We start from the raw sequence: 18,517 nt of genomic DNA on the forward strand, positions 1-18,517 counted from the left end.
AAGGCGGCGCTATCCGTGCGCCGATCGTCGGGATTGATCCCAATGAAAAAGGGCCGGACAAGCCGGCCCGTCTTCCCTCTCTGCGGTCCCTCAGTTCCGGCCGATCGACTGAAGCACGCGGTCGAGCCGCTTGCCCTGCGCGCTGGTCGCGGGAGCGTTCTTGACGGCGTTGTAATAGGCCGCCGGGTCATAGGTCGGGATGCCGAGGTTCAGGTGTTCGACCGTCAGCAGGCCCATCGAGGCGAGCACCTGGTAGATGCCGACATAGCGCTGCGCCTCGGCCGTGAGCCGGTCGGCCTGCGCATCCAGCAGGTCCTGCTCGGCGTTCAGCACGTCGAGCGTCGTCCGCGCACCCAGGGTCGCCTCTTCGCGCACGCCCTCGAAGGCGGTCCGGGCGGCGCGCACTTCCTCGTCCCCGGCCGCGATGGCGGCAGTGGCGACCTGCACGGTCGACCAGGCGTTGCCCACGTTCTGCGCGATGTTCACACCGACCTGCAGGAGATTCGCCTTCTGCGCATCGCGGTTGGCAAGAGACTGACGGAAGAGCGCCGACAACTCGCCCCCGGCATAGAGCGTGTGGCGAAGGGCGAGACCGACGGCCGCCGACTCGCGGCCTTCGTCGTTGAGGCCGACCCGCGCCTCGCCATTGATGGTGGGCTTCATCGCAGCCTTGGCACGCGCCACGTTGAGATCCGCGGCGGCCACCTGACGCTGGGCCTGCCGGACCTGCGGATGGGTGCGCAGCGCCACCTGACGCGCGGCCTCGACAGAGGCGGCCGTGCGCGGCGGCGTCGGACGCGGGGCGAGATCGCCCGGATACCGCCCCACCGCCGCCTTGTAGGCTTCGCGCGCAACGACGAGATCGCCCTCGGCCGACGTCAGGTCCGAGCGCGAGGCGGCAAGGGCCGCCTGCGCCTGCGACACGTCCGTGCGCGTCACCTCGCCCACCTCGAACCGATCCTCCGCGGCCTGGAGTTCCTGTTCGATCAGGCCGAGGTTGTTGCGGCGGAGGTTCACGATGGACTGCGCCAGCTGCACGCGGACATAGGCATCCACCGCATCGAGAAGCACGTTCTGCTCGACCTGCAGCAGCGCCTCGCGCGTGGCGAGCACGGATTCCTTCGCGGCCTCGACCGCCAGTGCGTTGCGGCCGAAATCATAGAGCGTCATCGAGGCCGTCAGCGCGATCGACGAGTTGAGATCCTCGACATTGAAGCGCTGCGCGGGTCCTCCTACAGTGAGGTTATCCCTCACACGCTGAAAGCTGTAGGTCGATTCCGCCACGAACTGCACGACCGGACGCAGGGCCGCGACCGCGATGGCCACATCCTCGTCCGTGGCCCGCAGGAGCGCCCGGTTCTGCTCGAGCAGGTTGCTGTTGCGGTAGGCGGAGATGAGGGCATCGGCCAGCGTTTCCGCCTGGGCCGCGGACGCCATCACCGCCAGAGCCGAGCAGGTCGCCGCTGCCCACAATCTGATCTTTCGCATTCCCATCTCCACTGTCTTATAAAATCTTGTTTTGAACCAATTGCCTCAGAGCGCAAAATCGCGCTTGACCTCGAATCCCGGCAGGACCGGGGCACTTGCATTGAAGACCGGGCGCCAGGTGATGGCCCCATCCACCTTGTAGCCGATCCGCGCGACGCCGAGCGGCCCCTCCATGAAGATGCAGCCGATCCGGCCGCCTTCCTTGATCTGGTCGAGAAGCGACTTCGGCACCGTCTCGACCGCGCCTTCGACCGTGATGACGTCATAGGGTCCGTGCCGTCCGGCCCCGCTGGTCAGGGGGCCCACGATGACCGCGGCATTGTCCACGCCCTCGGCCGAGAGGGTGCGCTGCGCCTCGGCGGCGAGTTGCTCATCCTCTTCGAGGCCCACGACGGCTTCGGCCAGCCGCGCGATCACGGCGCAGGAATAGCCCAGCCCGCAGCCCACATCGAGAACCGATTCCACCGGCTGGATATTCAGCGTATCGAGAAGTTTCGCGAAGGTCCGCGGCTCGAGCAGCACCCGGTTCGGCGCCACCACCACATTCTCGCTCATGTAGGCGACTTCCCGCAGGGCCCGCGGCACATAGACCTCGCGCGGCACGGTCAGCATCGCATCGATGATCGGGAACTTCGTCACATCCGAGGGGCGAATCTGCGTATCCACCATCATCATGCGCCGCGTCGCAAAATCCGTCATCTGCCAAGCTCTTCCGTCAGCCATACTCCTCTTCGTCTTGCCACAGATGCGCGGGCGCGGCAACAGAGGCCGGCGGCGGTTTATCCACAGAGTGGCGCGCATCACACGAACTTGCCTCCGGGGCGGGGCCGCGCCAATCTGCCCGGGCCACAGCGCCGGAGCCCCCCGCATGACCTCCTCTCCCGTCCGAAACGGCGACGTTTCCTTCTGGTTCGCCGATCTCGGCGGCCTTCCCGCGCGGCGCCCGCCCCTGCCCGGAGACACGCGCGCCGATGTCTGCATCGTGGGCGCGGGCTACACCGGGCTCTGGGCCGCGCTCTATCTGAAGGAGCAGGCGCCTGAGCTTGACGTGCTGGTGGTCGAGAAGGAGTTCGCGGGCTTCGGCGCCTCGGGGCGCAACGGCGGCTGGCTGACCGGCAGCTTCGCCTGGAACCACGACCGCTACCTCTCGACCGGAACGGCCGAGGGCGTGCGCGCCATGGTATCCGCCATGAGCGGCACGGTGGACGAGGTGATCCGCATGGCCGAAGCGGAGGGAATCGACGCCGACATCCATCGGACCGACGAGCTGATGGTGGCGGTGACGCCCGCGCAGCGGGCGCGGGCCGAGGCCGAAGTGCGCCACCGCCAGGCTTGGGGCGAGGAGCGGGTGAGCTTCCTCGAGGCCGATGCGCTCGCGCGGCGTGTCCGCATCCCGAATGCGGAAGGGGCGATGGTGGTGGGCGGTGTCGCACGGGTGCAGCCGGCCAAACTCGTGCGCGGGCTGGCCGCGGCCGCCGAACGGCGCGGCGTGCGGATCGCCGAGGGCACCGAGGTGCTGGGCATCGCGCCCGGCCGGGTCGAGACGCGGCAGGGCACGGTGCAGGCGCAAGTCATCCTGCGCGCGACCGAAGGCTTCACCGCCACCCTGCCCGGCCTGAAGCGCGAGTGGCTGCCGCTCAACTCGGCGCAGATCGTGACCGAGCCGCTGCCGCCCGAGGTCTGGGACCGGATCGGCTGGGAGGGCGCCGAGATCCTCGGCGACATGGCCAACGCCTATTGCTACTGCCAGCGCACGCGCGAGGGGCGCATCGCGGTCGGCGCCCGCGGGCGGGCCTATCGCATGGCCTCGCGCATCGACGCGCGCGGCGAGGCCGAAGCCGTCACCGTGGCCCACCTCCTCCAGCGTCTGAAGCGGCATTTCCCTGCCGCGGCCGGGGCGCGGATCGACCATGCCTGGGGCGGGGTGCTGGGTGTGCCGCGCGACTGGTGCGCGACGGTGGGCCTCGATCCCGCGACGGGGATCGGCTGGGCGGGCGGCTATGTGGGTGTGGGCGTCTCGACCTCGAACCTCGCGGGGCGCACGCTGGCCGACCTCGCGCTCGGGCGCGACACGGCGCTGACGCGGCTGCCGTGGGTCAACCGCCGCGTCCGCCGGTGGGAGCCTGAGCCGCTGCGCTGGCTGGGCGTGCGGGGGATGTATCGCCTGCTCGAGGCCGCGGACCGGCAGGAAGAGGCCGGCGGCCCGCCCTCCTGGCTGGCGAGCCTCGGCCACCGGCTGGCGGGGCGCTGACCCGCCGGCCAGCGCCCCGATGTCAGAGCGCCCGCGGCTTCGCCGTCTGCCGCAGCGGCATCACGCGCCCCCTTGCGAGCGCGCTCCGCGCGGTGGCCGCGATATCCTCGGCCCGGAGGCCCGCATCGGCGTACATGTCCTCGGGGCTCGCCTGCTCGATGAAGCGGTCGGGCAAGGTCATCACCCGGAGCGCGAGGCCCCCGTCAAAGCCGCCCGAATTGGCGAGGTAGTGCATGACATGGGCGCCGAAGCCGCCCATCGCCCCCTGCTCCACCGTCACCAGCGCCGGGTGATGGCGCACGAGCTGGTCGATCAGGCCCGTATCGAGCGGCCGCGAGAAGCGGGCGTCGGCCACGGTCACGCTCACCCCCTCGGCCTCAAGCAGCTTCGCCGCCTGCAACGCCTCGTGCAGATGCGCGCCGAAGGAGAGGATCGCCACATCCGTCCCCTCGCGCACCACCCGGCCACGGCCGGGTTCCAGTACGGTGCCGCGCTCGGGCATCTCGACACCCACCCCCTCGCCGCGCGGGAAGCGGAAGGCGATCGGCCCCTCGTCGAAGGCCACGGCGGTCGCGATCATGTGGACGAGTTCCGCCTCGTCGGCGGCCGCCATCACCGTCAGGTTCGGCAGGGTGGTCAGGAAGCCCACGTCGAAGGCGCCGGCATGGGTCGCGCCATCGGCGCCCACGAGCCCCGCCCGGTCGATCACGAAGCGGACGGGCAGGTTCTGCAGCGCCACGTCATGCGCGATCTGGTCATAGCCCCGCTGCAGGAACGAGGAATAGATCGCGCAGAAGGGCTTCATCCCCGCACCGGCGAGGCCGGCGGCGAAGGTCACAGCGTGCTGCTCGGCGATGCCCACGTCGAAGACCCGGTTGGGGAACCGCTTCTGCATGATGTCCACCCCCGTGCCCGAGGGCATGGCGGCGGTGATCGCCACGATCCGCGGATCGCGGGCGGCCTCATCGGTCAGGGTGGTGCCGAAGACCTTGGTGTAGTTGGGCGCGTTCGCGACCGACTTCTTCTGCTCGCCCGTGACGGGGTCGAACTTGTTGACCCCATGATACTTGTCGGGGGCGTTCTCGGCAGGGGCGTAGCCCTTGCCCTTCCTCGTCACGACATGGATCAGCACCGGCCCCGTCGTGCGCGCCCGCGCCGCCCGCAGCGTCTGCAAGAGCGAGGGCATGTCGTGCCCGTCGATGGGGCCGACATAGGTGAAGCCCAGCTCCTCGAAGAGCGTGCCGCCTCCGGGCATGCCCGTCACCAGTTGCCGCGCCCGGCGTGCCCCGTCGCGGAGCGGGCCGGGCAATGCGGATTCGATTCCGTCGGCCGCGGCCCGCAGCGTCGCGAAGGGCGCCTTGGACGAGAGGTTCACGAGGTAACGCGCGAGCGCCCCGACGGGCGGAGCGATGCTCATGTCATTGTCGTTCAGGATCACGAACAGCCGCTTGTTCAGGTGCCCGGCGTGGTTCAGCGCCTCGTAGGCCATGCCCGCGGTGATCGAGCCGTCGCCGATCACGGCGATCGTGTCGCCGACCGGCTGGCCCAGTTCGCGCCCCATGGCGAAGCCGAGCGCGGCCGAGATCGAGGTCGAGGAATGGGCGGCGCCAAACGGGTCATAGTCGGACTCGGACCGCTTGGTGAAACCCGACAGCCCGCCCTTCTGGCGCAGGGTGCGCATCTGCTCGCGCCGGCCGGTCAGGATCTTGTGGGGATAGCACTGGTGGCCCACGTCCCAGATCAGCTTGTCGGTGGGCGTGTTGAAGACGGCGTGCAACGCCACGGTCAGCTCGACCACCCCCAGCGAGGACCCCAGATGTCCTCCCGTCTCGGCAACGACCGAAATCACCTCGGAACGCACTTCGTCGGCCAGCCGCTCCAGTTCGGCGTCGTTCAGCGCCTTCATGTCGGCCGGGCAGCACACGCGATCCAAAAGCGGCGTTTCGGGTCGCGGGGTGGGATTGGTCATTGAAGCCTCCCGAATGTCAAAAGGGTGCCGTGCGGTCTTCCACACGGCACCAGGTCCCTGTCGCCAACAGGAAGGGAACCGGGCTGTGGTGTCGCCCCGGACCCGGGCCGGCGATATGGCCCGGATTTGGAGGGGCGGGCGGCCTGGCGCCGCCCTGCCCCGTGACCGTTCTCAGACGAGATGCTTGATCAGCTCGATCCCGGTCTCCAGGGCGCCGGTCAGGTTCGGCGCCGGAGCGGGGTTCTCGTCGATGGGGAGCGCCCGGCCGAGCACCCGGAAGAAGCCGATCATCAGGAGGGTCCCGAAGAAGACGGCCCCGGCCCAACCCGCACCCTTCATCATCTGGAAAGCGACCCAGAGGCGAAGGTTGGTCTTCGGATTGGTTTTGAGGTGATCGTCGAAGATGGTCTTGTCAGCCATTGTGATCGCTCCTCAGTTCAGCGGCGCCATGCCGTGGTTCTGGCCCCAGACGTACCAGTTGTCCACGACGGTGCCCGAGAGCAGGATGCCGATGCCGCCGGTGAGGGTCACGAGGACCGCCATCCAGATGGCCCAGCGGTGGATGCCTTCCATCGTGGCGTTGAAGCCCATGGTCCAGCGCCAGAAGAGGGCCGCCCGCTCCGCCGCCGTCCCGCGGTCGGCGATCTGCTCCAGCTCGCGCTCGCCGCCGAAGCGGGAGACCGCGAGGATGGTCGCACCGTGCATCGCGAAGAGCAGGGCCGAACCGTAGAGGAAGGCGATCGAGAGACCGTGGAAGGGGTTGTAGAACAGGTTCCCGTGGACGAGCGAGAAGTTGTTCGTCCAGTCGAGGTGCGAGAAGATCCCGTAGGGAACCGCCTCGGACCAGGAGCCCATCATGATCGGACGGATGAAGCCCAGCACCATCCAGAGCCAGATGGCCGAGAGGAACGCCCAGGCGGTGTGCTTGCCCATGCCGAGGGCTTGCGCCCGCAGATAGACCCGACCCCACCAGGCCCAGACCGACACGAACATGAAGAACGAGGCGATCAGCCAGAGCCCGCCTTCCTTCAGCGGAGCCGCGAAGGAGAGGCCGTATTCCGGCGCTGGCGGCTCGAGCGAGAAGTAGAACAGGTCGCGCATGAACACGGCCGGGTTCCACCCCGCTTGATACCAGAACCAGATCCCGATGGTGAAGAACCACAGGAAGCCCGAGAACAGGGACAGGACGCCGAGGCTGCCGAGGTAGATCGGGCCGAGCTGGGCGTTGCCGAACCAGCCGATGAGGGTCGAGAAGGGACCCACGCCCGAACGGTTGGCAAGGTTGACGTCCTCCGTCATCCCCAGGTCAGCCGGTCCGCGGACCTGCACCTGGGTGAAGATGTTCTGATACTCAGCCATTGACGCCTCCCGGGATGTTGGCCCACCAGGGCAGTTCAACCCACCACAGCCACCAGGTCGCCCATTCATCGAACCAGATCGTACCGGAGATGATCATGCAGACGGCGCTGAAGAACACGGCGCTGAGCGAGAGCAGCAGGCCGAGACGGTGGATCCCGAGCGTCCCGATCGAATAGCCGACCAGATCGCGGAAGAACGTGTCCTCATGGTCCGGGGTCCGCATTTCCTTGCCCTTCTCGGGGTTGGCGGCGGACAGGACCAGGGCGCCATGCAGCGCCAGTGCCAGCGCGTTCGTGAAGAAGAACGTGATGGCGATCATGTGAGCAGGGTTGTAGTGGAAGTTGCCGTAGGTGTAGCCCGTGTTCGACACCCAGTCGAGGTGCGTCCAGATCCCGTAGGGGAACGCATAGCCCCAGGCGCCCATCATCACCGGGCGGAAGAGCACCAGCGTCAGATAGGCCAGGATGGCGAACGCGAAGGCAAAGGGAATGTGATACCCGATGCCGAGCTTACGGCAGATTTCGACTTCGCGCAGCGCCCAGCTGACGAAGGCACCAGTGGCGCAGATCGTGATGATCTGCCAGAGCCCGCCTTCTGCGAGGGGTGCACCTCCCAGACCGTACTCGAGGGCCGGCGGGTAGACAGAGATGAGTTGGGGGTTCCAGGTACCCTGAAGTACGGCGCTCCAGGCAATCAGGAGTGTGCCCAGGGCGGCGAAGAAGAACGTCGCTACCCCGAAGAAGCCGACGTAGAAAGGGCCGACCCAGAAGTCGAACAGGTTTCCGCCGACCAGCGTGCCCCCCGGCACGCGATATTTTCGCTCGAAGCTGAGCAGTGCCATGCTTCCCTCTCCGCTTGCAGTCGGCCCGACCGGCGCTTGCGCGCATGGTGGAGCCGTCTCAATGGCTGAACCTTGGAATCGTCGCGGGCGGTGGGTGCCGCCCGCGACGGAGGGCCGGCCCGATTACTCGGCGACGGCGACGCGGTTGTACTTCGCGGCAGAGATTTCCAGCCAGTTGTAGCTGGGGGTGCTGAGCAGGATGAGGTGGATCATCACCGCGAGCAGGAACAGGAACACGCCCTGAGCCACGAACACGCGGCGGGGGTCGAAGATCATCCAAATTTTGTAGAACTTAGCCATGATCTTGTTCTCCTCAGAACCACGGACGCCAGATGTACACAGCGAGGTGAGCGACGATCGCCACCGCGCTGAACAGCCAAAGACCGCTCATGTAGACGGAGTGCAATTCCTGCGCCTGCTCGTCCGTAAGACCTGTGTAGCCCAGGTCGGATTTATCAGCCATGCTATCCTCCGGATCGTAAGACTGACGCCACATGCTGGTGGCGTGGGTTACGGTAAGGCACCATGCCCTCCCGATTAATCCGCCGGCCCCTGCGGGGACGACGAATGGCGTGTCGCGTCCTGACCGGGGTCAGGCGCGGAAAATCAGCGGCGTGATCGCCTTGGCATCGAACCAGGCGGACGCGAAGGGGCCGCGCTTCGGCAGGCGACCGTGGCGGATCGCCGAGACGATCCAGCTCACGAAGGCCACCGGGAAGGCGCCCAGCAGAATGACGGCGAAGTAGACATAGAACTCGGCACGCGGTGCTCGGTGCCCGTGGGCCCTGGCGGCATGGACCGGCGTGTTGACGGCATGATCGCTCATTGGTTCTCTCCCTTCCTCTCGCCGAAGCCCGGCCCACGCAGGGCTTCGACCGTTTCTCTCACGACCCGCTCGGCACCGGCATCGAGGGCAGCCTTCTCGGCGGCGTCGCGCAAAGCCCGCGCGGCGCTGATCCGGGTCAGAACCGGATGCTCCTCTACGATGCGGTCCAGGGCCGCTTGCGCATCGGCATCCCAGGGGAAGTCGCGGCGCAGTGTTGTCGGTGTGGCGGCCGCGCTGTCCATCTCCGTCCCGAGGGGCAGGATGTGGAACAGGGCGTCGAACAGGGCGTTGCAAACTTCCTGCAGTAACCACGTAGCACCTGCATATCCCATAACGGGCGTTCCGGTAGCGCGCCGGATCGCCGCACCCGGGAAAGAGGCTGCAATGAAAGAGGGTTGCGGGCCGTGGCCGGCCTTGAGTTCCGCAAGGTAAATCTTCTCGTTGATCGACCCCATCAGGACCAGCGGACGGTGCTGGCGGATCAGCCCGCGGACCGCCTCGTTATCGGTCTTGGCGCCCCTCTTTCGGGCGATGGCAAAGGCGCAGGGCAGGCCGAGATCCCCTTCCAGGTAGTTTCGGATGCCCCTTGCATAGGTTTCGGTCGCCACGATGCCGAAATTGGCCGTCCCGAAGAAATCCTGCGTGACACTGCGCCACAGGTCCCACACGGGTTTCAGCGTCGAATGCTTCTCGCGCTCGATGAAGGGCTCGGGATCGAGGCCCAGAATCTCTCCCAGCGAGCGCAGGAAGGCGGTGGTGCTTTCCACCCCGATCGGCGCCTGGAGGTAGGGTTTGCCCAGAACCTCGGCCAGTCCACGGCCGAATTCGCGGTACATGACGATGTTGGCGTCGGCATTGACCAAGTGTCGCATCTCGGCGAGATGCGCGCCCAAGGGCATCACCATGTTCACTTCGGCGCCGATCCCTTCGACCAGCCTGCGAATCTCATGCAGATCGGAGGCCATGTTGAAGGTGCCATACATCGGCCCGAGGATGTTCACCCGCGGCTTCGCGCCTTCGGGCCGCTTCGCCTCAGGCGGCATGCGACCCTTGGTCATCCCGAACTCGGTGAAGATCCAGGTCATCGCGCGGTCGGCGCATTCCCACTGATCCTCGTCGATGGTGCGGGGCAGGAAGCGCTGGATGTTCGTGCCCTGCGGCGTCACGCCGCCGCCGATCATCTCGGCGATCGACCCCGTGACCACGACCGCGGGCAACGCCGGGTCGAGCACCTTCCAGGCGCGGCGCATCGATTCCTCGGTGCCCTCGCTCATCTCGCCCTCGCCGAGGCCGGTCACCACGATCGGCAACTCGTGCGGCGGCAGCGCGTCGGTGTAGTGCAGCACCGAGGTCACCGGCAGGTTCTCGCAGCCCACCGGGCCGTCGATGACCACCTGCAGGCCCTTCACGGCGCAGAAGGCGTAGACGGCGCCCCAGTAGCCCCCTGCCCTGTCATGATCCTGCACGAGCATCAGATCATCTCCTCGGCCTTGGCGGCCTTGGCGGCCTTGTCGAGCTTCTTCTGGTGGGCGGCGCGGAAGTCGGGCCGCAGGTTCGGCGCGCCCTCCCAGATGCCGGAGGTGTCGCCCTCGCCCACGCCCTTGAAGAAGGCCTTCATCTTCGCCATGCGCTCGCGGTTGCCGATGGCGGCGTTGATCACCTGCGCAAGGCTGCCCGCCCCCGCCGGCCCCATCAGCGGCCGCGCCGAGATCAGGTTGGTGAAGTAGAGCGACGGCAGGCCCATCGCCTTTGCCTTCTGCACCACGGGCGTCGTGCCGATGGCGAGGTCGGGCTCGAAGCCCTCCATCGCGGCCAGGTCGTCCTCGAGCGAGGCGCGGTATTTCACCACCACGCCCTTCGATTCCAGCCACTCGCGGTCGGCGGCACTCCACGGCGTCTTGCCCGCGGCGGTGCCGACATACGGCACATCCGCGCCGCTTTCGATCAGAAGGCGAGCCACGATCAGTTCCGAGCCCTCATAGCCCGAGAGCGTGATCCGCCCATTGATCGGCGCACCAGCCAGCGCGCCCTTGATCGCGGGCAGGAAGGCGTTCTGCGCGGCAGCCACCCGTTCGGGCGCGATGCCATAGGCCCGGCCGATGTTGGCCAGCCAGTCGGCCGTCCCGTCATGCCCCACCGGGGCCGAGCCGACGATGGCGCGGCCGGCGGCCTGAAACTCGCGGACGGAGGCCGTGTAGAACGGGTGGATCGCGGCGGCCACGCCCGAGTCGAGCGCGGCGTAAAGCTCGCGCCAGTCGCGGCAGGGAACCACGGGACCGGCCGCGAGGCCCAGGGGCGCCAGAAGCGCTCCGATCATCACCGGGTCGGCCGGGAACATCTCGCCCAGCAGCGCCACGGTCGGACGGTCGGACCGACCGGAGACCGGGGCCTGAACCGGGCCGGCCTCGACCTCGGCACGGGCGTATTTCAGCATCGCCCCCGCCAGCACGTCCTTGGCTTCCGCATGGGTCGGCACACCGAAACCGGGCACGTCGATGCCGACGATCCGCACCCCGTTGATCTCGGAGGGCAACAGCCGCAGCGGCACGCCCGAGGCGGTCGGCACGCAGAGGTTCGTCACCACAATCGCGTCATAGCGTTCGGGGTCGGCCATCTCGTGCACCGCCTCGCGGATGTCCTCGAAGAGCTTGCCGGTCACCAGCGACTCGGAGTTGAACGGCACATAGCCGATCGAGCGCCGCGCGCCGTAGAAGTGCGACACGAACGACAGCCCATAGGTGCAGCAGGCCGAGCCCGAGATGATCGTGCCCACCCGCCGCATCCGAAGGCCGGTGCGGAGTGACCCGAAGGCCGGGCACATGCTTTGCGGCTTGTCGTGGGGGCCGACCGGATAGTCGGCCTTGAAGCGGTCCATCAGTTCGGCGTTGCCCGCGGCACTGGCGGCGGCGGCCATGTCGGCCGCCGAATGGCAGCCCATGCCTTCGGGGGCGCCGGTCGGTGCGGAGTCCGTCATTGCTTCCTCGTCGCGCGCTTTTCGCGCTTCGCGAATTGCTGGAGCGCCTCGTCGAGGCGCGCGAGACCGGCCAGATCAAGCATCGTCGTAGACCACTTCCAGCGACTTCTTCGGCGCGAAGTTCTTGCCGCGCATGTCCGCGTCGGTCGCGGGGTCGAGCACGAAGTCCGCCCCCACCGCTTCCGGCGTAAAGAGATCCAGAAGGCCATCCTGGGTCAGCGGTTTCGGCCGGATCGGCAGCGCCTCGCCCACCGCATTGGCCAGCCCCTCGAACAGCGGACCCCATTTGGTGTCCGGGATCGCGACGATCTGGTAGTTCGCGGACTTGCGGCGCAGTTCCTCATCGGCCGGGATGGTGGCGAGGATCGGGATATCGACCGCCTTGGCAAAGGCCTGCGCCTCGCCGGTGCCGTCGTCCTTGTTGATCACAAGGCCCGCGACGCCCACATTGCCGCCCATCTTGCGGAAATACTCCACCGCCGAGCAGACGTTGTTCGTCACATAGAGCGACTGCAGATCGTTCGAGCCGACAAGGATCACCTTCTGCGCCATGTCGCGGGCGATCGGCAGGCCGAAGCCGCCGCAGACCACGTCGCCGAGGAAGTCCAGCAGCACATAATCAAAGTCCCAGTCATGGAACCCGAGCTTTTCCAGCAGCTCGAAGCCGTGGATGATGCCGCGCCCGCCGCAGCCGCGGCCCACTTCCGGCCCGCCCAGTTCCATCGCGAAGACGCCGCCGCGCTTGAAGCAGACGTCGCCGATCTTCACCTCTTCGCCGGCCAGTTTCTTTTTGGCCGAGGTCTCGATGATCGTGGGGCAGGCCTTGCCGCCGAAGAGCAGCGAGGTCGTGTCGGACTTCGGGTCGCAGCCGATCAGCAGCACGCGCTTGCCGAGCTGCGCCATCATGTAGCTGAGGTTCGCGAGCGTGAACGACTTGCCGATGCCGCCCTTGCCGTAGATCGCGATGACCTGGGTCTTCTTCTTCGGCTCGCCTTGCGGCACTTCCAGCGTCGGCTCTTCCGCCGCTTCGTCGCGCAGCCGCTGATCGAACTCTTTGAGGGTGGGTGCGTCCGTCATGCGGTGGCTCTCCAATCCAGGATCATCTTCAGGCAGTCGGGGTCGTTGAAGGCCGTTGCATAGGCCTCGGGCGCCTCCGACGCGGGGCGGGTGTGGGTGATCAGGTTGGCAAGCGAAAGCGCCCCGCTCTCGATCAGCGCGCGGGTGGCCACCATGTCCTCGGGCTGCCACTCGGCAGCGATGCGGATTCGGGCTTCCTTCATGAAGGCGGGCACGAAGGTGAAGGCGACGGGTTCGGTGTAGAAGCCGGCAAGGACGATCTCGCCACCCTTGGCGAGCCGCATCACCAGCGTGTCGATGAGCTTCGGATCGCCCGAGGCATCATAGATCGACTGGTAGTCGCGCCGGGGATCGGTGGCCGGGTCGATGACCTCATAGCCCTGCGCGTGCTTCCTGCGCTCGGGCTTGGTCTCCCAGACCACCGGAGGCTCGCCGCCAGCGGCGATGGTCAGCCGCGCGAGCAACCGCCCCAGCGTGCCGTGGCCCACGATCAGGTCGGGCAGCACGTTGTTCAGCCCGGCGAGCGCATGGCGGGCGGTAGCGGCCAGCGCCAGGAGCGCGCCCTCGGCCTCGAGCGCCGGGTCGATGCGAACCGCGCGATGGGCGGGCGTGATCAGCCGCTTGGTCGCCGCACCGAAGAGGCCGCGGATCGGGCCGGCCTCGGTCGGGGCAAAGCAGTTCGAACCCGGCACGAACACCCGGTCGCCCGGCTTGAAGCCGGTGTCGGGGGCGGCCTCGACCACCTCGCCCGCGGCCTCGTAGCCCGGAACCAGCGGATAGCCCATGCCCGGGAAAGGCGGCATCTGCCCGGTGTAGAACAGCTTCTCGGTGCCGGTCGAAATTCCCGAATGGGTAATTTCAACCACGATGTCGCCGGGCGCGGGCATGTTCAACTGGATGGATTGAAGACCCAGGTCCCGGGGACCCGACAGGATGACGGCGGTCGTTCTCACAGCGTTTTCCCCCGCGCTCTTCCGGCCACCCGACCTCGTGCAGAGGGACTCATGGGCCTATATCGACGCTTCAGGTGTAACTTTAATGGGACATGGGTGAGTGTCAACTTAATTGGACAGTCCCCCCCTGCGTCCGATTTGCACGGATCCTCGGTCAGGAGGCGTCCGAAGGCCGCACCGCGGTCACGGCGCTGGTCACATAGGGCCGGAAGCCGGGGAAGATCTTGACGCCGGCGAAACCTTGCTGCGTGAGAAGTTGGGCGATCTCGGCCGCCGAGCGCGTGCGCCCCGTCCCCATCGCGGCGGTGTAGAAGGCCATGTAGGTGTCGGTCTCCCGGTGCGGCGTAGCGCCGCCCGACATGGCCTCGGCGATGATCACGCGCCCCTCCGGTGGCAGCGCCTCGCGGACCCTGGCCAGAAGCAGTTTCACCGTCTCGTCCGAGTGATCGAACAGCACGCGCACGAGGCTGATCGCATCCGCCCCCACCGGCAGAGGGTCGTCGCGGAAACTGCCGCCGTGCACGCTGAAGCGGCCCGCCAGCCCCGCCGCATTCAACCGCGCGGGCGCCGCCTCGACCACCACCGGCAGATCGAAGAGCATCAGCTCCATCAGCGGATAGGCGCGGCCCACCGCGGCCAGGAAGGCCCCGGTGCCGCCTCCCACATCCATCAGCCGCCGGACCCCCATCAGATCGACAAGCCGCAGCGCATCCTCGGCCACGAGGCCCTGACTCTCGGTCATCAGGCGCGAATATTTCGCCGTCACCTCGGGATCGGTCGCTCCGGCCGCGCCGAAGACATAGGGCCAGAAGCGCGCCAGTTCCGGCTCGGTCTCGCCGCGCAGGAAGGCCACCGGATCGGCCAGATCGCGGTAGAGCACGCCATGATGGCCAACCATCGACTCGAGCCCCGGCACCGCCAGGAAGGCCGCGCCCCGCACCGCGAGATCGAAGCGCCCGTCGCGCAGCCGCCGCAGCAGCTTGAGCGCCGCGCCCCCCTGCAGCAGCAACTGCATCCGCTCGACCGGCAGGCCGGCCTTCGCGGCCAGCACCGGCACCGGCTGCGGGCCGTCGGCCACCATATGCAGCACCCGCAACTCGACCAGCGCGAACAGGACCTGCGAATGGACGAAGCCCGCGACGATGTCGAACAGCTCATCCCCCTCGCGCCGGCCGATGTGGCGCAGGAACGGCACACGCTCGGCGATCAGCTGGAAGCGACGGGAGCCCGCAAGGCGCAGGCCCAGCCGGGACAGGCGGAGCCCCCCGCGGGCGGAGGGTCTGAGGGCGCTCATGTCGTTCCTTTCCGTCAAGGCGCGTCGCCGAACAGGGCGGCCATTCCGTCAGACGCGGCTTGCGACCTGCGCGGGCACGATCTTCACCGCATAGCGGCGGACCATCTCGGCCAGCATCGCCTCTCCCGGGCAGGAGGGGATCGAGGCGATCGCGCCGCCGAGGATGTCCTTCAGCCGCTTGGTCGCGCCCTCGACGCCATATTCCCGCACCGCGTTCGGCCGGTGGTGGATCTCGTCCTGTCCCGCGGGCTTGCCCAGCGTATCGGCATCGCACAGCGCATCGCGCAGGTCATCGGCGACCTGGAAGGCCTCACCGATGCGCGCGCCGAGTTCTTCCCAGGGCTCGGCCTCGTAGCCGGCGGCAATGGCGCCCATCTGGGTCGCGGCGATGAAAAGCGCCCCCGTCTTGGCCCGGTGGTAGGCCGAGAGGTTGATCTGGCTTTCGCTCTCCCAGCCCTGGCCCGCACAGATGCCCATGGGCATCCCCGTCCGCACCGCAAGCGCCGTCACAAGCTGCAGCGCGCGCTGCGGCTGGTCTCCGGCCGCGCGCGCCAGCACCTCGAAGCCCATCACGATCAGGCTGTCGCCGGTCAGGATCGCCAGCGGCTCGGAATAGGCGCGGTGGGTGGTGGGCTTGCCGCGCCGGATCTCGGCGTCGTCGAAGCAGGGCAGATCGTCATGCACGAGGCTCGCGCAGTGGATCAGTTCCAGCGCGACCGCCGCCGCATCCGACAGCGCCGGGCGGTCGTCGCCACAGGCCGTCGCCACGCTCAGCAGGAGCGTCGGGCGGATGCGCGCCCCTCCCGGTGTCACCGCATAATCGAGCGCCGAGGCGAGCTTCGAGGGCGCCTCGGAGCCCTGCCCACGCGCGATCGCCGCCGCCATTGCCGCTTCAATCCGCTGTTCAAACGCCATCTTGTGCCTCACAAGGACAACTCTGGCGCAGTCAGTGCGCCCAGGGGCGGCCACCGTGCCGCCGACTCCACAGGTGTAAACTTTTTCTTACACCGCTCTGTCTTTGATACTGGACAGCCTGCATCGGGGTGTCAACAATCCCGGACATGAGACAGATTGTGCCGAAGGTGGTGGTGGTCGGTGCCGGGATGGGCGGATTGGCGTCCGCCATCCGTCTTGCGCGGGCCGGGTGCGAGGTGACGCTGGTCGAGGCGCGGGACGCGCCGGGGGGGCGCATGCGCGCCCTTCCCAGCGTCGCAGGTCCGGTGGACGCGGGCCCGACCGTCCTGACCCTTCGGAGCGTTTTTGACGACATATTCGAGAGTTGCGGGCAGAAGCTCGATGATCACCTGACCCTTCTCCCCCAACCGCTTCTGGCGCGGCACTGGTGGCTGGACGGCAGCACGCTCGACCTCACGACCGACCTCGAGGCGAATGTCGAGGCGGTTGCCGCCTTCGCCGGCACGCCCGAGGGCGAGCGCTTCCGCCGCTTCCATGAGCTTTCGGCGCGGCTTTATGACGCTTTCGACCGGCCCATGATGCGGGCGGCCAAACCGGACACGCGGGCCATCGCGCGGGCCGCCTTGAAGGAACCCGGGATCTGGCCCGCCCTGCTGCCCGGCATGACCCTCGACCGGCTGCTGAGGCTGTGCTTCCGCGACCCGCGACTCCGGCAGCTGTTCGGGCGGTATGCGACCTATGTCGGCGGCACGCCCTACGCCTCGCCCGGCGTGCTGGCCCTGATCTGGGCCGCCGAGGCGCAGGGCGTCTGGGCGGTCGAGGGCGGGATGCACCGGCTTGCCCTCGCGCTGGCCCGGCTGGCCGAGGATCAGGGCGTGACGATCCGCTACAATGCCCCGGTCGCGCGCATCCTGCGCCAGAAGGGCCGCGCCTCGGGCGTCCAGCTGGCCGATGGCCATTCTCTGCACGCCGATCATGTCGTCTTCAACGGCGATCCCGCGGCGCTTCTTGCGGGTCTTCTCGGCGATGGGCCCAAGGATGCCGTGCCCGAGGACCGCATCCACCCCCGCAGCCTCTCGGCCTGGGTCTGGTCCTACGCCGCCCGCGCCGAGGGCCAGCCGCTCGTCCACCACAACGTCTTCTTCGCCGACGATCCGCGGCGCGAGTTCGGACCGATCGCCGCAGGACAGATGCCCGAGGATGCGACACTCTACATCTGCGCCGAGGACCGCGCGGGCGGGCAGGTTCCCGACGGACCCGAGCGTTTCGAGATCATCATGAACGGGCCGCCCGGCCGACCCGCCAGACCCGAGGATTTTGCGCAATGCCGCAGCCGAACCTTCGACCGACTGAGACAGTTCGGACTGACCTTCGACCCGGTGCCGGGCGAGGCGAACCTGACGCCGCCCGCGGGATTTGCGAAGCTGTTCCCGGGGTCGCAGGGTTCGATCTACGGGCTGAGCCCGCACGGGGCGCTGGCCTCGCTCAAGCGTCCGCTGGCGCGGACGGCCCTGCCGGGCCTGTGGCTGGCGGGGGGCGGGGCGCATCCGGGGGCGGGCGTGCCGATGGCGGCCCTCTCCGGACGGCACGCGGCCGAGGCGATCGTGACGGACCTTGCTTCGCGATCGAGGTAGCCCCCGACGGCTACGCCTGGTGGTATCTCGACGGCGTATCCGACGACGGCACCCGCGCGCTGTCGGTGATCGGCTTCATCGGCTCGGTCTTCTCGCCCTGGTATCGCTGGTCGGGCCGGCGCGAGCCGCAGAACAACTGCTGCATCAACGTGGCCACCTACGGGCCCGGCGGCCGCTTCACCATGACCGACCGCGGGCGGGCGGCCCTGCGCCAGTCGAAGGACACGCTGACGGTCGGCCCGAGCCGGATGCACTGGACCGGCACCCAGCTCATCGTCGAGGTGAACGAGATCTCCTCGCCGCCGCTGGTCTCGCCGGTCAAGGGGCGGATCGTGCTGACGCCCTCGGCGGTCACCGAGGTCGAGGTCACGCTGAAGGACGACGGCTCGCACATCTGGCGCCCCTTCGCGCCCACGGCCCGGATCGAGGTCGATCTGACGCAGGGCCACCGCTGGCACGGCCACGGCTATTTCGACGCGAACTTCGGCAGCGCGGCGCTGGAGGCTGATTTCCAGTTCTGGACTTGGGGCCGCTATCCGGTGGCCGATGGCGCGGCCTGCTTCTACGACGCGACGCGGCGCGACGGCTCGCGGCTGGATCTGGGCCTTCACGTCACGGCCGATGGGCGCGCCCGCCTGCTCCAGCCGCCGCCCCAGACCCGCTTCGCCCGCTCGCGCTGGCTGGTCGAGCGCCACACGCCCGCCGATCCGGGCACGCAGCCAAGGCAGGTCATGTCGATGCTGGACGCGCCCTTCTACTCACGCGCGATGGTCGAGACGACGGTCTTCGGACAGACCACGGTGGGCGTGCACGAGGCGCTGGATCTGCGCCGGTTCCGCTCGCCGCTGCTGATGCCGATGCTGGCCGTGCGGGTTCCGCGCCGCGCCGGCTGGCGCTTTCCCAACCCTTGACCAGCGCGCCGGCCGGGTGAAGCCC

General features: G+C 68.3%; 18 protein-coding genes. 3 read left to right on the plus strand and 15 right to left on the minus strand.

All coding sequences use genetic code 11. The annotated features are described in order from the left end of the window. Nucleotides 1–90 precede the first annotated feature (90 nt). Both LV780_RS09015 and LV780_RS09020 read right to left on the minus strand, forming a co-directional pair. Nucleotides 91–1,488 carry a TolC family outer membrane protein gene (locus LV780_RS09015; RefSeq protein ID WP_108220483.1) on the minus strand — a complete coding sequence of 466 codons (1,398 nt, stop codon included), beginning with the start codon at nucleotides 1,486–1,488 and terminating at the stop codon, nucleotides 91–93. A gap of 45 nt (nucleotides 1,489–1,533) precedes the next feature. After that, the gene (locus LV780_RS09020; RefSeq protein WP_108220482.1) at nucleotides 1,534–2,187 is read right to left on the minus strand and encodes a protein-L-isoaspartate O-methyltransferase family protein; all 654 of its coding nucleotides are present in this window, start codon (nucleotides 2,185–2,187) and stop codon (nucleotides 1,534–1,536) included. Between the two features lie 169 nt (nucleotides 2,188–2,356). On the opposite strand from LV780_RS09020, the gene LV780_RS09025 reads away from it, so the two are divergent. Continuing rightward, on the plus strand, nucleotides 2,357–3,739 hold the full coding sequence (locus tag LV780_RS09025) for an NAD(P)/FAD-dependent oxidoreductase (protein ID WP_108220481.1): 1,383 nt from the start codon (nucleotides 2,357–2,359) through the stop codon (nucleotides 3,737–3,739). 22 nt (nucleotides 3,740–3,761) lie between these two features. On the opposite strand, the gene dxs is transcribed toward LV780_RS09025, so the two are convergent. From dxs to LV780_RS09090, 13 genes are all read right to left on the minus strand, one after another. Further along, nucleotides 3,762–5,708, minus strand: coding sequence for a 1-deoxy-D-xylulose-5-phosphate synthase (gene dxs, locus LV780_RS09030; protein ID WP_011909038.1), 1,947 nt, complete (start codon nucleotides 5,706–5,708; stop codon nucleotides 3,762–3,764). 171 nt (nucleotides 5,709–5,879) lie between these two features. Continuing rightward, nucleotides 5,880–6,128: an RC-LH1 core complex protein PufX gene (gene pufX / locus LV780_RS09035; RefSeq protein WP_011909039.1), complete on the minus strand. Its 249-nt coding sequence runs from the start codon at nucleotides 6,126–6,128 to the stop codon at nucleotides 5,880–5,882. A 12-nt stretch (nucleotides 6,129–6,140) separates the two neighbouring features. Next, entirely contained in the window at nucleotides 6,141–7,067 is a 927-nt protein-coding gene (pufM, locus tag LV780_RS09040) for a photosynthetic reaction center subunit M (RefSeq protein WP_011909040.1), read from the minus strand. Further along, nucleotides 7,060–7,908 (minus strand): photosynthetic reaction center subunit L, encoded by an 849-nt coding sequence (pufL, locus tag LV780_RS09045; RefSeq protein ID WP_011909041.1) that lies wholly within the window; start codon nucleotides 7,906–7,908, stop codon nucleotides 7,060–7,062. The genes pufM and pufL overlap by 8 nt, the downstream gene beginning before the upstream one ends. A 123-nt stretch (nucleotides 7,909–8,031) precedes the next feature. After that, the gene (pufA, locus tag LV780_RS09050; protein WP_011909042.1) at nucleotides 8,032–8,208 is read right to left on the minus strand and encodes a light-harvesting antenna LH1, alpha subunit; all 177 of its coding nucleotides are present in this window, start codon (nucleotides 8,206–8,208) and stop codon (nucleotides 8,032–8,034) included. 13 nt (nucleotides 8,209–8,221) lie between these two features. Then, nucleotides 8,222–8,371 carry a light-harvesting antenna LH1, beta subunit gene (gene pufB, locus LV780_RS09055; RefSeq protein ID WP_002720423.1) on the minus strand — a complete coding sequence of 50 codons (150 nt, stop codon included), beginning with the start codon at nucleotides 8,369–8,371 and terminating at the stop codon, nucleotides 8,222–8,224. A gap of 129 nt (nucleotides 8,372–8,500) precedes the next feature. After that, nucleotides 8,501–8,734, minus strand: coding sequence for a photosystem biosynthesis protein PufQ (gene pufQ / locus LV780_RS09060; RefSeq protein ID WP_011909044.1), 234 nt, complete (start codon nucleotides 8,732–8,734; stop codon nucleotides 8,501–8,503). Beyond that, entirely contained in the window at nucleotides 8,731–10,206 is a 1,476-nt protein-coding gene (bchZ, locus tag LV780_RS09065) for a chlorophyllide a reductase subunit Z (RefSeq protein ID WP_011909045.1), read from the minus strand. Before bchZ ends, pufQ begins: the two co-directional genes overlap by 4 nt. After that, nucleotides 10,206–11,708: a chlorophyllide a reductase subunit Y gene (gene bchY, locus LV780_RS09070; protein WP_108220480.1), complete on the minus strand. Its 1,503-nt coding sequence runs from the start codon at nucleotides 11,706–11,708 to the stop codon at nucleotides 10,206–10,208. The genes bchZ and bchY overlap by 1 nt, the downstream gene beginning before the upstream one ends. Nucleotides 11,709–11,783: 75 nt before the next feature. Next, a complete protein-coding gene (locus LV780_RS09075) occupies nucleotides 11,784–12,785 on the minus strand; it encodes a chlorophyllide a reductase iron protein subunit X (RefSeq protein ID WP_101340268.1) in 1,002 nt (333 codons plus the stop codon). Next, complete coding sequence (bchC, locus tag LV780_RS09080; RefSeq protein ID WP_101340269.1) at nucleotides 12,782–13,738, minus strand: chlorophyll synthesis pathway protein BchC; 957 nt, start codon at nucleotides 13,736–13,738, stop codon at nucleotides 12,782–12,784. Before bchC ends, LV780_RS09075 begins: the two co-directional genes overlap by 4 nt. Nucleotides 13,739–13,892: 154 nt before the next feature. After that, nucleotides 13,893–15,032, minus strand: a complete 1,140-nt coding sequence (locus tag LV780_RS09085) for a methyltransferase (protein ID WP_011909049.1) — start codon at nucleotides 15,030–15,032, stop codon at nucleotides 13,893–13,895. Between the two features lie 48 nt (nucleotides 15,033–15,080). Beyond that, the gene (locus LV780_RS09090; protein WP_011909050.1) at nucleotides 15,081–15,947 is read right to left on the minus strand and encodes a polyprenyl synthetase family protein; all 867 of its coding nucleotides are present in this window, start codon (nucleotides 15,945–15,947) and stop codon (nucleotides 15,081–15,083) included. Nucleotides 15,948–16,093: 146 nt separating this feature from the next. On the opposite strand from LV780_RS09090, the gene crtD reads away from it, so the two are divergent. Together crtD and crtC are read left to right on the plus strand one after the other, a co-directional pair. Further along, nucleotides 16,094–17,581, plus strand: coding sequence for a 1-hydroxycarotenoid 3,4-desaturase CrtD (crtD, locus tag LV780_RS09095; protein ID WP_108220479.1), 1,488 nt, complete (start codon nucleotides 16,094–16,096; stop codon nucleotides 17,579–17,581). A gap of 65 nt (nucleotides 17,582–17,646) precedes the next feature. Then, nucleotides 17,647–18,492 carry a carotenoid 1,2-hydratase gene (crtC, locus tag LV780_RS09100; RefSeq protein WP_011909052.1) on the plus strand — a complete coding sequence of 282 codons (846 nt, stop codon included), beginning with the start codon at nucleotides 17,647–17,649 and terminating at the stop codon, nucleotides 18,490–18,492. Nucleotides 18,493–18,517: the final 25 nt, after the last annotated feature.

Origin of the sequence: Cereibacter azotoformans, assembly GCF_021391315.1 — a bacterium.
GTDB classification, from domain to species: Bacteria; Pseudomonadota; Alphaproteobacteria; order Rhodobacterales; family Rhodobacteraceae; genus Cereibacter_A; species Cereibacter_A azotoformans.

Coding starts and splice junctions, on each gene's coding strand:
- LV780_RS09015 (WP_108220483.1), bottom strand. CDS start 1,488: ATGCGAAAGATCAGATTGTGGGCAGCGGCGACCTGCTCGGCTCTGGCG.
- LV780_RS09020 (WP_108220482.1), bottom strand. CDS start 2,187: ATGACGGATTTTGCGACGCGGCGCATGATGATGGTGGATACGCAGATT.
- LV780_RS09025 (WP_108220481.1), top strand. CDS start 2,357: ATGACCTCCTCTCCCGTCCGAAACGGCGACGTTTCCTTCTGGTTCGCC.
- dxs (WP_011909038.1), bottom strand. CDS start 5,708: ATGACCAATCCCACCCCGCGACCCGAAACGCCGCTTTTGGATCGCGTG.
- pufX (WP_011909039.1), bottom strand. CDS start 6,128: ATGGCTGACAAGACCATCTTCGACGATCACCTCAAAACCAATCCGAAG.
- pufM (WP_011909040.1), bottom strand. CDS start 7,067: ATGGCTGAGTATCAGAACATCTTCACCCAGGTGCAGGTCCGCGGACCG.
- pufL (WP_011909041.1), bottom strand. CDS start 7,908: ATGGCACTGCTCAGCTTCGAGCGAAAATATCGCGTGCCGGGGGGCACG.
- pufA (WP_011909042.1), bottom strand. CDS start 8,208: ATGGCTAAGTTCTACAAAATTTGGATGATCTTCGACCCCCGCCGCGTG.
- pufB (WP_002720423.1), bottom strand. CDS start 8,371: ATGGCTGATAAATCCGACCTGGGCTACACAGGTCTTACGGACGAGCAG.
- pufQ (WP_011909044.1), bottom strand. CDS start 8,734: ATGAGCGATCATGCCGTCAACACGCCGGTCCATGCCGCCAGGGCCCAC.
- bchZ (WP_011909045.1), bottom strand. CDS start 10,206: ATGCTCGTGCAGGATCATGACAGGGCAGGGGGCTACTGGGGCGCCGTC.
- bchY (WP_108220480.1), bottom strand. CDS start 11,708: ATGACGGACTCCGCACCGACCGGCGCCCCCGAAGGCATGGGCTGCCAT.
- LV780_RS09075 (WP_101340268.1), bottom strand. CDS start 12,785: ATGACGGACGCACCCACCCTCAAAGAGTTCGATCAGCGGCTGCGCGAC.
- LV780_RS09085 (WP_011909049.1), bottom strand. CDS start 15,032: ATGAGCGCCCTCAGACCCTCCGCCCGCGGGGGGCTCCGCCTGTCCCGG.
- LV780_RS09090 (WP_011909050.1), bottom strand. CDS start 15,947: ATGGCGTTTGAACAGCGGATTGAAGCGGCAATGGCGGCGGCGATCGCG.
- crtD (WP_108220479.1), top strand. CDS start 16,094: ATGAGACAGATTGTGCCGAAGGTGGTGGTGGTCGGTGCCGGGATGGGC.